The organism is Bradyrhizobium canariense (genome assembly GCF_018130465.1).
GTDB lineage: Bacteria > Pseudomonadota > Alphaproteobacteria > Rhizobiales > Xanthobacteraceae > Bradyrhizobium > Bradyrhizobium canariense_C.
The window spans coordinates 653,438-666,219 of the sequence record NZ_JAFCKJ010000001.1 but is presented as its reverse complement, the minus strand read 5'-3'; the positions used below and the strand labels follow the sequence as shown (position 1 = coordinate 666,219).

The 12,782-nt window shown below is 63.2% G+C and carries 10 protein-coding genes; 3 read left to right on the top strand and 7 right to left on the bottom strand.

Annotated features, from left to right (window positions below; all coding sequences use genetic code 11):
* Positions 1-4: 4 nt before the first annotated feature.
* The 6 genes from JQ591_RS02835 to JQ591_RS02810 form a co-directional block, all read right to left on the bottom strand.
* Positions 5-1,642 carry an ABC transporter ATP-binding protein gene (locus tag JQ591_RS02835; RefSeq protein ID WP_211394530.1) on the bottom strand — a complete coding sequence of 546 codons (1,638 nt, stop codon included), beginning with the start codon at positions 1,640-1,642 and terminating at the stop codon, positions 5-7.
* Between the two features lie 4 nt (positions 1,643-1,646).
* Positions 1,647-2,828 carry an ABC transporter permease gene (locus JQ591_RS02830; protein ID WP_211394529.1) on the bottom strand — a complete coding sequence of 394 codons (1,182 nt, stop codon included), beginning with the start codon at positions 2,826-2,828 and terminating at the stop codon, positions 1,647-1,649.
* The gene (locus JQ591_RS02825; RefSeq protein ID WP_007605353.1) at positions 2,828-3,937 is read right to left on the bottom strand and encodes a microcin C ABC transporter permease YejB; all 1,110 of its coding nucleotides are present in this window, start codon (positions 3,935-3,937) and stop codon (positions 2,828-2,830) included. Before JQ591_RS02825 ends, JQ591_RS02830 begins: the two co-directional genes overlap by 1 nt.
* 2 nt (positions 3,938-3,939) lie before the next feature.
* Positions 3,940-5,814: an extracellular solute-binding protein gene (locus tag JQ591_RS02820; RefSeq protein ID WP_211394528.1), complete on the bottom strand. Its 1,875-nt coding sequence runs from the start codon at positions 5,812-5,814 to the stop codon at positions 3,940-3,942.
* Positions 5,815-5,828: 14 nt separating this feature from the next.
* Entirely contained in the window at positions 5,829-7,730 is a 1,902-nt protein-coding gene (locus tag JQ591_RS02815; RefSeq protein ID WP_211394527.1) for an extracellular solute-binding protein, read from the bottom strand.
* Positions 7,731-7,940: 210 nt separating this feature from the next.
* Positions 7,941-8,495: a c-type cytochrome gene (locus tag JQ591_RS02810; protein WP_211394526.1), complete on the bottom strand. Its 555-nt coding sequence runs from the start codon at positions 8,493-8,495 to the stop codon at positions 7,941-7,943.
* 219 nt (positions 8,496-8,714) lie between these two features.
* Here JQ591_RS02810 and JQ591_RS02805 point away from each other — a divergent pair, with 219 nt between their 5' ends.
* Both JQ591_RS02805 and JQ591_RS02800 read left to right on the top strand, forming a co-directional pair.
* Positions 8,715-9,455 carry a 3-deoxy-manno-octulosonate cytidylyltransferase gene (locus JQ591_RS02805; protein ID WP_211394525.1) on the top strand — a complete coding sequence of 247 codons (741 nt, stop codon included), beginning with the start codon at positions 8,715-8,717 and terminating at the stop codon, positions 9,453-9,455.
* A gap of 21 nt (positions 9,456-9,476) precedes the next feature.
* Entirely contained in the window at positions 9,477-10,322 is an 846-nt protein-coding gene (locus tag JQ591_RS02800; protein ID WP_211394524.1) for a prephenate dehydratase, read from the top strand.
* A 126-nt stretch (positions 10,323-10,448) separates the two neighbouring features.
* Here the strand turns inward: JQ591_RS02800 and JQ591_RS02795 are convergent, their stop codons facing one another.
* Positions 10,449-11,462 (bottom strand): LLM class flavin-dependent oxidoreductase, encoded by a 1,014-nt coding sequence (locus JQ591_RS02795; protein ID WP_211394523.1) that lies wholly within the window; start codon positions 11,460-11,462, stop codon positions 10,449-10,451.
* 396 nt (positions 11,463-11,858) lie between these two features.
* Here JQ591_RS02795 and metF point away from each other — a divergent pair, with 396 nt between their 5' ends.
* The gene (gene metF, locus JQ591_RS02790; RefSeq protein ID WP_211394803.1) at positions 11,859-12,779 is read left to right on the top strand and encodes a methylenetetrahydrofolate reductase [NAD(P)H]; all 921 of its coding nucleotides are present in this window, start codon (positions 11,859-11,861) and stop codon (positions 12,777-12,779) included.
* The last annotated feature ends 3 nt before the right edge of the window (positions 12,780-12,782 follow it).

Here is a 12,782-nt window from a genome sequence, read left to right as displayed (position 1 = left end):
GACGCTACATCGCCGCCGACCCGTTCCCCGCAGTCTCCAGCCGGAACGCCGCCGCAAACAGCGCGCGCGTGTAATCCGTCTTCGGGTTCTTGAAGAGCTCGGCGGCCTGGCCTTCCTCGACCACCTTGCCGCCGCGCATCACGATCAGATGGCTGGCGAGCGAGGCGACGACGCGCAGATCGTGCGAGATGAACATGTAGGTGAGATCGCGCCTGCGCTGCAATTCACGTAGCAGATCGACCATCTGCGCCTGAATCAGCATGTCGAGCGCACTGGTCGGCTCGTCCAGCACGACGAAATCCGGCTCCAGCACCACCGCCCGCGCGATGCTGATGCGCTGGCGCTGGCCGCCGGAGAATTCATGCGGATAACGGTAGCGGGTATCCGGCTTCAGTCCGACGTCCTCGAGCGCCTTGACGACGCGCTCCTCACGCTCCTCGCGCGAGAGCTTCGGCTGATGCACGGTGAGGCCCTCGGCGACGATGTCGGCGACCGACATGCGCGGGCTGAGCGAGCCGAACGGATCCTGGAACACGATCTGCATGTCGCGCCGGAACGGCCGCATCTCCTTGAAGCGCAGACCCTGGATATCTTTTCCCAGGAACACGATGCGTCCGTTCGAGGAGATCAGCCGCAGCAATGCGAGCCCCAGCGTGGTCTTGCCCGAGCCGGACTCGCCGACAACGCCGAGCGTCTCGCCCTTGCGCACGGCGATGCTGACGCCGTCGACCGCCTTGATGTGACCGACCGTCTTGCGCATCAACCCGCGCTTGATCGGAAACCAGACTTTCAGGTCGTCGGCCGACATCACCACCGGTGCATCCGGCTGCGGCGGCGCTGGATCCGGCTTCGGTTCCGCGGCGAGCAGGTCGCGCGTATAGGGATGCTTCGGGCTCTTGAAGACCTGCTCGACCGGCCCCTGCTCGACGATCTCGCCCCCCTTCATGACACAGACCTGGTCGGCGATGCGGCGCACGATGCCGAGATCGTGGGTGATGAAGAGCAGGCTCATGCCGAGCCGGCCGCGGATCTCTGCGAGCAGCGTCAGGATCTGCGCCTGCACGGTGACGTCGAGCGCCGTGGTCGGCTCGTCCGCGATCAGGAGGTCCGGCTCGTTGGCGAGCGCCATCGCGATCATCACGCGCTGGCGCTGGCCGCCGGAGAGCTGGTGCGGATAGCTCTTCAGCCGCGTTTCAGGCTCGGGAATGCCGACCTGCGTCAGCAATTCCAGCGTCCGCCTGCGCGCCTCGGCATTGCTGGTCGAATTGTGCAGCTGGATGATCTCGCCGATCTGCGCCTCGATCGTGTGCAGTGGGTTGAGCGAGGTCATCGGCTCCTGGAAGATGATCGAGATGTCGCTGCCGCGAATCTCGCGCATCTCCTGCTCCGACCGATCGATCAGTTCCTGTCCCTTGAAGCGGATGCTGCCCGAGGGATGCGAGGCGTTCGGATAGGGCAAGAGCTTGAGGATCGAGAGCGCGCTGACCGACTTGCCGGAGCCGGACTCGCCGACCAGCGCCACGCACTCGCCGCGTTTGATCTGGAACGAGATCTTGTCGACGGCGAGCGTGGTGGCGCCGCCCTGGTGGAAGGCCACCGAGAGGTCGCGCACGCTGAGCAGGGGCTGGTTGATCGCGTCCATTGGCTTACCTGAACGTCTTGCGCGGATCGAAGGCGTCGCGCACGGCCTCGCCGATGAAGATCAAGAGCGACAGCATGATCGCGACCGAGAAGAAGCCGGAGAAACCGAGCCAAGGCGCCTGCACGTTGGACTTGCCCTGCGACAGCAGCTCGCCGAGCGACGGCGAGCCGGGCGGCAGTCCGAACCCCAGGAAGTCGAGCGCCGTCAGCGTCATCACCGAACTCGACACGATGAACGGCAGGAACGTCATGGTCGCGACCATCGCGTTCGGCAACAGATGCCGGAACATGATGACCTTGTTCGACACGCCGAGCGCCCGCGCCGCCTGGATGTACTCGAAATTGCGCCCGCGCAGAAATTCCGCGCGCACGAGTCCGACCAGCGACACCCAGGAAAACAACAGCAGGATGCCGAGAAGCACGAAGAAACCGGGCACGAGCACCGAGGACAGGATCAGCAGCAGATAGAGCGAGGGGATCGCAGTCCATATTTCGATGAAACGCTGGAACAACAGGTCGATCCAGCCGCCGAAATAGCCCTGCACCGCGCCGGCCGCGATGCCGACGATGGAGGAGACGATGGTCAGGCAGAGGCCGAACAGCACCGAGATGCGGAAGCCGTAGATCAGCCGCGCCACCACGTCGCGGCCCTGATCGTCGGTGCCGAGCCAGTTGTATTCGAGATCGCGGCAGCTCTTGAGGCCTTTCTTCTCGACCACAGGCTTGCACTGCGCTTCCGTCAGCATCCAGGTCGGCCGCGACGGCGCCGGCGTCGGCAGATCGAGATTGTGGGTGTCGTAGGAGTAGCGGATCAGCGGCCAGACGATGCTGCCGCCCTTGTCCCTGATCAGCTTCTGCAAAAAGGGATCGCGATAGTCGGCCGCCGTTTCGAAGTCGCCGCCGAAAGTGGTTTCCGAATAGGTGACAACGGACGGCCAATAGAGGTGGCCGTCATATTTGATCAGGAACGGCCGATCATTGGCGATCAGCTCGGCGAACAGCGACACCACGAACAGGATCATGAAGATCCAGAACGACCAATAGCCGCGCCGGTTCGCCTTGAAATTCTGCCAGCGCCGCCTGTTGAGCGGCGATGGCACGAACGGTTTGCGCGTGATCGGCACGGCATCGCCGAGCGGCGACTTCGCAGTGGTTTCGATCGGGGTGGTGGGGGCGGCCAGCGTCATCAGACCTCCCGCGCCTCGAAATCAATCCGCGGATCGATCCACATATAGGTCAGGTCGGAGATCAGGTTGATCACGAGGCCGACGAGCGAAAAGATGAAGAGCGTGCCGAACACAACGGGGTAGTCGCGGTTGAGAACGCTTTCGAAACTGAGCAGCCCCAGTCCGTCCAGCGAGAAGATGGTCTCGATCAGAAGCGAGCCCGAGAAGAAGGCGTGAATGAAGGTGCTGGGAAAGCCGGCGATGACGATGAGCATCGCGTTGCGGAAGACGTGACCATAGAGCACCCGGTTCTCGCTGCAGCCTTTCGCGCGCGCGGTCATCACGTATTGCTTGCGGATCTCGTCCAGAAACGAGTTCTTGGTCAGGAACGTCATGGTGGTGAACGCACCGAGCCCCATGGCGATCAGCGGCAGCGTCAAATGCCAGAAGTAATCGATGATCTTCCAGTACCAGGGGAATTGCGACCAGCCGTCTGAGGTCAATCCGCGCAGCGGAAACCAGTTGAAGAACGAGCCTCCGGCAAACAGGATGATCAGGAGGATCGCGAACAGGAAGCCGGGAATGGCGTAGCCGAGCACGAGCACGCTCGACGTCCAGGTGTCGAAACGCGTTCCGTCCCTGACCGCCTTGCGGATGCCGAGCGGAATCGAGATCAGGTAGGTCAGCAGCGTCAGCCAGATGCCGAGCGAGATCGAAACCGGCAACTTCTCCTTGACGAGCTGCAGGACGCTGACGTCGCGAAAATAGCTCTTGCCGAAATCGAAGCGGGCGAAGTTCCACACCATCAGCGCGAAGCGCTCCGGGGCCGGCTTGTCGAAGCCGAACTGCACTTCCAGCTTTTTGATGAAATCGGGATCGAGGCCTTGCGCGCCACGATATTTCGAGTTGATGGCATCGCCGCCGGCCCCTAACTGCCCCGGGGCGCGCTGCGCAAAGTCGCTGCCGCCCGAAATGCGCGAGGTCCCGCCGGTATCGGCGCCCGAGAGCTGCGCGATCACGCGCTCGACCGGGCCGCCCGGCGCGAACTGCACGACGATGAAGGAGACGAAGAGGATCCCGAGCAAGGTCGGGATCATCAGCAGGATGCGGCGGGCGATATAGGCGCTCATGGCTATTTCGCCTGCTCGAGCTTGGCGGCCTTGCCGCCATCATGCCACCAGATGTCGGGGGCGCCGACGCCGTTGGCATAACGCGGCAGCTTCTGCGGATGACCGAATTGGTCCCAATAAGCAAGCCGGTGCGTCTTGTTATACCATTGCGGCACCCAATACCGGCCGGCACGGAACAGGCGATCGAAGGCGCGGCAGGCGATAGTCAATTCCTCACGGCTGTCGGCCGCCATGATCTTCTCGATCATGGCGTCGATCGCCGGGTTGGCGACGCCCGCGAGATTGTATGAGCCCTTGGTTGCCGCGACCTGCGACGAGAAGAACGAGCGCATGGCATCGCCCGGCGTCGCCGACATGCTGAAGCGCTGGATCGTCATGTCGAAATCGAAATCTTCCTGACGCACCTTGTATTGCACGGCATCGACGAGGCGCACGCTCGCTTCGATGCCGAGCGTCGCGAGATTCTTGATATAGGGCGCATGGTGCGGCTGGAACGAAGGCTCGTCCAACAGGAACTCGATTCTGAACACCTCTCCGTTCGGCAGCGTACGCTTGCCGTCCTTGATCGGCAGGCCGGCGTCGCTGAGCAGTTGCTGCGCCTTGCGCAACAGGCTGCGGTCTTGCCCGGAGCCGTCAGAGACCGGCGGCGTAAAGGGCGCGGCGAAGACTTCGTCGAGAACCTGGCCGCGAAACGGCTCCAGCAGCTTCAGCTCTTCCGGCGGCGGCGGCCCGTCGCTCGCCATGAGATCAGAGTTCTGGAACGGCGACACCGTGCGCGCGTAGGCACCGTACATGATGGTCTTGTTGGTCCATTCGAAGTCGAAGACATTGATCAGGGCCTCGCGCACGCGAGGATCCTTGAACTTGTCGCGCCGCGTGTTGATGAACCATCCTTGCGCACCGGAAGGCGTGTCGTCGGGCACGACCTCCATCTTGACGCGACCGTCCTTCACGGCAGGAAAATCGTAACGCGTCGCCCAAAGGCGGGAGGTGAACTCCTCGCGGTAGAGATAGTTCTTGCCGGTGAAACCTTCGAAGGCCACATCGCGGTCGCGGTAGAATTCGTACCGCACGACGTCGAAATTGTAGCTGCCCCGGCAGGCCGGAAGATCGGATGCCCACCAGTCCTTGACGCGCTCGTATTCGATGTAGCGGTTGGCCTCGAACTTGCCGACCTTGTACGGCCCCGAACCCAGCGGGATCTCCAGAGACGTTTCGTCGAACGGACGGGAGGCATAGTAAGCTTTCGAGAAGATCGGCAGTCCCGCGACATAGAGTGGCACGTCGCGCGCGCGTCCCTTGGCGAAGGTGACGACGAGGGTCGCATCGTCGATCGCTTCCGCGCTGACCATGTCACGCATCTGCACGATGATCAGCGGATGGCCCTTGGCCTTCAGCGCCGTCAACGAAAACGCCGCGTCGTGCGCGGTGAGCCTGGTGCCGTCGTGGAATTTCGCCTCGGGCCGCATGGTGAAGCGATAAATCAGCTTGTCCGACGATATCCGCACGGATTTGGCGGCAAGCCCGTACATCGCGTCGGGCTCATCGCTTGCCCGCACCATCAGCGGCGAAAACGTCATGTCCATGCCTTGCGCGCCGTCCCCCTTCAGAATGAAGGCGTTGAGCGAGTTGAAGGTCTGGTAGGACTGATTATACGCGCGCACCGATGGAATGAGGGAGAACGTTCCCCCTTTCGGCGCATCGAGATTGACGTAGTCGAATTGGCGGAAGTCGGCCGGATATTTGAGATCGCCGAAGGCCGACATGCCGTGAGCCTCGGCGGGCATTTCGGACGCTGTCGCGCCCCCCAGCCAGGCGGCGCTGAACGCGCCGCCGGCACCCAGGGCAAGCACATGGCGGCGTGACATCTGCGTCATGCGGGGAGCGTCCTTCACGACTTCTTTGCGATCCGCGCCGCCTTGTCTGCGTCGTACCACCAGACGAACGGGAAGCCGGACTGACCGTATTTGGGCAACTCCGACGGCCGGCCAAAGCGGTCCCAGCGCGCGGTGCGTACCTTCGAATAGGTCCACTGCGGCACCACGTAGTGATTCCACAGCAGCACGCGATCGAGTGCCTTGGTTGCCGCGACGAGATCGTCGCGACCCTTGGCGTAGATCACCCGCTCGATCAGCTTGTCGACCGCCGGGTTCTTGATGCCGGCAATATTGCGTGAACCGGCGATGTCAGCCGTCTTCGACGACCAGAATTCGCGCTGCTCGTTGCCCGGCGACTGCGACTCGCCCCAGGAGTTGGTGACGATGTCGAAATCCCACTCACGAGTCCTGTTCTCGTATTGGGTCGGATCGACCGTCCGCACGCTGACGGCAATGCCGAGCCGTTCCAGCGACGGCTTGTAGAACAGCGTGATCCGCTCGAAGCTCGGATCCGAGTTCAGCAATTCAAGCGAGAACTGGGCGCCGCTCTTGACGTCGATCAGCTTGCGGTCGCGCACCTCGTAGCCGGCTTCCTTGAACAGGCGCAGCGCCTCGCGCAGATTGTCGCGCACGGCTTCCGGACTGCCTCCGACCGGATTGCTATAGGCTGTCGTAAAGACTTCGGGCGGGACTTCGGCGCGGACGGTCTCGAGGATCTCGAGCTCTTTTCCCTGCGGCAAACCGGTCGCCATCAGTTCGTCGATGCCGTCGAAATAACTGCTGATGCGCTTGTACTGACCGTAGAAGATCTGCTTGTTCATCTCCTCGAAGTCGAACGCGTAGTTGAGCGCACGACGCACGCGCGGGTCCTTGAATTTGGCGCGGCGCAGGTTCGGCACGAAGGCCTGCATGACGCCCGAGCTGCGATTGGCGAACTCCTCGAGGATCACGCGCTTTTCGGTGACGGCCGGGAAGTCGTAGGCTGTTGCCCAGCTCTTCGCGCTGTTCTCGGTGCGCCAATCGACTTGATCGGCCTTGAAAGCCTCGATCGCGACAGTGGCATCGCGGAAATACTCGTAGCGCAGCTCGTCGAAATTGTTACGGCCCACATTGGCGGCGAAGTCGCGCCCCCAATAATCCTTGACGCGCTCCAGCGCGATCGACCGTCCGGCAACGAATTCCTTGACCCTGTAGGGGCCCGAACCCAGCGGCACTTCGAGCGTGGTGGCGGAGACATCGCGCTTGCGGCCCTGCGCATCCGTTCCCTCCCACCAATGCTTCGGCAGGACCGTGAGCTGCCCGACGATCTGCGGCAGTTCGCGGTTGCCCGGTGCGTCGAACACGAACTTTACCTCGCGCTCGCCGACCTTCTCGGCCTTCACCACATGGCTGTAATAAGCCGAGTACATCGGGTGGTGCTTCTTGAATGAATCGAGCGAGAAGATCACGTCGTCCGCGGTGACTGGCTTGCCGTCATGCCATTTAGCCTGCGGCCTCAGACGATAGGTGACGAAGGAGAAATCGTCGGGATGGCTGACGGCCTCGGCCAGTGCGCCGTATTCGGTCGAGACTTCGTCGAGCGCAGGTGTCAGGAGCGATTCATAGATGAATGCCACAGCACCGGCGACTTGCCCCTTCACACCGGAGACGACGATGTTGAAATTGTCGAATGTGCCGACGGCGATCTGGCGCGCGACGCCGCCTTTGGGCGCTTCCGGATTGACGTAGTCGAAGCGCTTGAAGTCCGCGGGGTACTTGACCTGTCCGAACAGCGACAGAGCGTGCCGCCAGGCGAGCTCGCCGGCGGATTGCGCGTGCGCCGCGCCGACGACGGGAAGGCCCGCTACGGAACCAAGGGCGGGGAGCGCTGCGGCAGCGGTGCCAGTGAGCAGGAGATCGCGTCGGGTAATGGCCAAATCAACATTCCTGTCTTGAAGGAGGCTACTCCTTTAAGTTCCCAATATAGGCGAGGTTTCGACGGAATATGTTGCTTTTTCCTCATCTTGGAAGCCCCGCGAGCGGATTGCTGCGGCCAAACGCCCCGATAACGTCACCGCGAGGCCCGGATAAGCAAACGGCCAGGCTTTTCAGCCTGGCCGCATATTCCAAGAAGTTTTTTTGACGCCTTATTTCGAGGCCGTCGGCAGCGGCTTAGGATGCTCCGACAGCGAATTCAGATAGGCAATGACGTCGGCGCGCTCGGAATCCTTGGGAATGCCGGCGAAGCCCATCGCGGTGCCCGGGATGAAGCCCTTCGGGCTGGTGATGAACTTGTTGAGATCGTCGAACGTCCAGGTGCCGCCCTTGGCCTTCATGGCGGCCGAGAAGTTGAAGCCGTTACGGCCCTCACCCCTTGCCTCGCCGACGACGCCATAAAGGTTCGGACCGACACGGTTCGGCCCGCCCTTCTCGAAGGTGTGGCAAGCGCCGCACTTCTTGGCGGCGGAAGCGCCCTTCTCGACCGAGGCGGTCTGGAGCAGCTTTTCGATGGGCTCGGAGGCCGCGGCGGCAGCGCCGCCTTCCTTGCCGTGACCGGCGTCTTCCTTCACGGCGATCTCGAAGCCCGGCTTTTCCGGCATCTTGGGCGAGAACAGCGCACTCGCGGTGAAGCTCGTCACCAGCAGGATGAGACAGGTGCCGAGCACGGCACCGAGAATCTTGTTCAGTTCGAAAGAGTCCATTTCCGGCCAGGCCCCACACCGCAAGAAGGATCGAGCGGCCCAAAATGGCCGCCAGGACGAGCCTCGGAGAATCAACGTTCCTTATTGTTTCCCCGAGTTTTGCCATTGAGATATCGGTTTGCCCGGGGTCTGGCAACCCGTATAAGCGAGCGGGCTTCACGCCCGTCCCCACCCCATTTCTCGGCGCGGAAAACGCACCGTTTCCAGGCCCTTGAACCGATGATCGATCCCCGCATCCTGGTGCTTATTCCGGCCCGCATGGCCGCCACCCGCCTGCCCGGCAAGCCGCTCGCCGATATCGCGGGGCAGCCGATGATCGTGCATGTGCTGCGCCGTGCCGAGGCCGCCGGGATAGGCCGGGTCGCGGTCGCAACCGACACCGCGGAGATCGCCGCCGTCGTGACCGCCCATGGCGGCGAGGCCGTGATGACCCGCCCGGAGCACCCCTCCGGCTCCGACCGCATCCACGAGGCCATGCAGAAGCTCGATCCGGACGGCAAGGCCGAGATCGTGGTCAATCTCCAGGGCGATTTCCCGACGATCACGATCGACAACATCCGCGAGGTGCTGCCGCCGCTGCAGGACCCCGCCGTGGATATCGCAACGCTGGCTTCGCAAATCCACACCGAGGAGGAGGACCTCGCGCCGAGCGTCGTGAAGGCGATCGGAACCTCGCTCGGCGGCAGACGCATGCGCGCACTTTATTTCACCCGCGCGACCGCGCCGACCGGCGACGGGCCGCGCTACCACCATATCGGCCTCTACGCCTATCGCCGCGCCGCGCTGGAGCGCTACGTCTCGCTGCCACCTTCGCCGCTGGAATTGCAGGAGAAGCTCGAACAGCTCCGGGCGCTCGAGGCCGGAATGCGCATCGACTTCACCATTGTCGATACCGTGCCCCGCGGGGTCGACACGCCGGCGGACCTGGAAACCGCCCGCAGCATCCTTTCCAAATCCTGAGCCGCTGTTACAAGGCCGAGCATGAGCAAGCTGAAAATCGCATTCCAGGGCGAGCCTGGGGCTAATTCCCATATCGCCATCGTCGAGGCCTATCCCGACGCCGAGCCGATGCCCTGCGCCACCTTCGAGGACGCACTGTCGGCGATCTCGTCGGGCGAGGCCGATCTCGGCATGATCCCGATCGAGAATTCGGTCGCGGGCCGCGTCGCCGACATCCATCATCTGCTGCCGGCCTCCGGCCTCTTCATCATCGGCGAATGGTTTCTGCCGGTCCGCCATCAGTTGATGGCGGTGAAGGGGACCAAGATCGAAGACATCAAGAGCGTCGAGAGCCATGTGCATGCGCTCGGCCAGTGCCGGCGCATCATCCGCAAGCTCGGCATCAAGCCGATCGTGCACGCCGACACCGCCGGCAGCGCCCGCGACATCTCCGAACGCAACGACAAGTCCGTCGCCGCGATCGCCTCACGCCTCGCCGCGCAGATCTACGTCCTCGACATTTTGGCTGAGGACATCGAGGACGAGGCCCACAACACCACGCGCTTCGTGGTGCTGGCGCGCGAGCCGAAATGGGCCGCACAGGGCTCCGGTCCGCTGGTCACGACTTTCGTATTCCGGGTGCGCAATCTGCCGGCCGCGCTCTACAAGGCGCTCGGTGGCTTTGCCACCAACGGCGTCAACATGACCAAGCTCGAGAGCTACATGGTCGACGGCAATTTCTTCGCCACGCAGTTTTACGCCGACGTCGACGGCCATCCCGATGACAAGGGTCTTGCTTTCGCCATCGAGGAGCTGAAATTCTTCTCGCGCGAATTCCGCATCGTCGGCGTTTATCCGGGTCACCCGTTCCGCGCGACGATGGAGTAGCCTCGTGTCCCGGACGCGCGGAGCGCGAGCCGGGATCCAGAGGCCACGAAACGCAGGGCGCGATAGGCCCCGGCTCTGCAGCGCACCGTCATAGGGGCGCTGCGCTGCGTCCGGGGCACGAGAGCTTTATTCGACCGCCTTCAGCCCGAACGCCTTCGCCAGCAGTGAATACGATTTCTTTCGCGCCTCGTGATCATAGACGGCGGTGATCACCATCAACTCGTCCGGCTTGCTGGCGTCGATCAGCGGCTGGAGCGTCTTCTGCACGGTTGCAGGGCTGCCGACGAACAGGCGCGAGCGGTTGCGCTGGATCGAAGTGCGCTCCGAGTCGGTATAGGGATAGGCCAGCGCCTCTTCCACGCTCGGCAACGGAAGATACTGGCCGCGGTCGCGGCGCAGGCGGTTGAGGTCGAAAGACGCGGCGAGCCGTTCGGCTTCCTCATCCGTGTCGGCCGCGATGACGGCGACCGCGAGGATCGCGCGCGGGCTCGCGCTCCAGGCCGAGGGCTGAAAACGATTGCGATAATGCACCATCGCATCGATCGCATCGTGCGACGCAAAATGATGGGCGAATGCGAAGCCCATGCCGACCTGCGCGGCGAGCTCCGACGAATAATCGCTGGAGCCGAGCAGCCAGATCGGCGGCAACGGCGTATCGTCGGGCATCGCGACGACGTTGTGGTAGGGATGGCCCGAGGGGAATTCCCGGGTCTGCCACAGGATCAATTCGTGCAGCCGCTCGAGGAAATCGTCGCCTTCACGACGGTCGAGCCGGCTACGCAGCGCATAGGCCGTGGCACCGTCGGTGCCGGGGGCGCGGCCGAGGCCGAGATCGATGCGGCCGGGAAACAGCGCCTCCAGCATCTTGAAGCGCTCGGCCACGACCAGCGGCGCGTGATTGGGCAGCATCACGCCACCGGAGCCGACGCGGATGTGCGTCGTCACCGCGGCGATCTGCCCGATCATCACGTCGGGCGCCGGGCTCGCGACGGAGGCGAGGTTGTGATGCTCGGCGAGCCAGTAGCGGACATAGCCGAGCCCGTCGACATGGCGCGCCAGGTCGATGCTGTTGCGCAGCGCCGCGGCGGGCTTTGTGCCGGTTGTGACGACGGAGAGGTCGAGGACTGAGAGCGGGATCATGGCGCGCTAACGTAGTGGAGGGCGGCGCAGCGGCAATGGGCAGGGCGCGCAGATCTGACGTGCAGGCCTGGGGCCCGCGCGCCAAACCGCGCCGCAGTGTTGGGACAACGATCGCTCCGGCAACATTATTTTCATGTTGCCCACTCGATAAAGTCGCGTCAGATAATCCGCAAAATCTCTCTATATAACTGATATATTTAATCTTTTATAACAAAATGAACTTCCCACTTCGCTTCTAAATCATCGAATATTTCATGCCAACAAAGCCAAAGTGGGCTACTTCCCATCTCCGATGGGCTGTCGAGCGCGACCGCTTTGGCATATCCTAGCCTCTTCCAATCTAGACCTGACGCCGGCCGCCAACGACCCGGCGAGCCCTTGGAGTGAGTGGTGCCCATGACTGACGTGACGACGCCTGCCCACACCGACGGGCAAGACGGGCACATGAAGCGGCCTGCGATCTCCTTCGAGTTCTTTCCGCCCAAGACGGAAGATATGGAGCGCAATCTCTGGGACACCATCAACCGGCTGGCCCCGCTCGACCCGAAATTCGTCTCGGTGACCTATGGCGCCGGCGGCTCGACCCGTGAGCGCACCCACTCGACCATCTCGCGCATCCTCAAGGAGACCGCGCTGCTGCCGGCCGCGCATCTGACCTGCGTCGGCGCCTCGCGCGGCGAGATCGACGAGATCGTCGACCGCTATCACGAGGTCGGCGTCCGCCACATCGTCGGCCTGCGCGGCGATCCTGCGGGCGGCATCGGCACGGCCTATTTCAGCCATCCCGATGGCTACCAGAGCTCCGCCGACCTCGTCGCCGGCATCAAGAAGCGGCACGGCGATATCGAGGTGTCGGTCTCGGCGTACCCCGAGAAGCACCCCGAGGCGCGCGACTTCGACGATGATATCGACACGCTGCAGGCCAAGGTCGATGCGGGCGCGACCCGCGCGATCACGCAGGTGTTCTTCGATAACGACCTCTATTTCCGCTATCTCGACCGCGTCCGCGCGCGTGGGATCAACATCCCGATCGTGCCGGGCATCATGCCCATGCACAATTTCAAGCAGGCTCGCAATTTCGTCACCCGCGCCGGCACCTCCGTGCCGGACTGGTTCGCCGCGAAGTTCGAGGGGCTCGACGACGACGCCGAGACCCGCAAGCTGGTGGCGGCGACCGTCGCGGCCGGCCAGGTGCAGAAGCTGGCGAAGAACGGCGTCGACACCTTCCATTTCTACACCATGAACCGCGCCGATCTCGTGTTCGCGATCAGCCATTTGCTCGGCATCCGCGCCAAGAGCGCGCAGAAGGCGGCTTAAGAC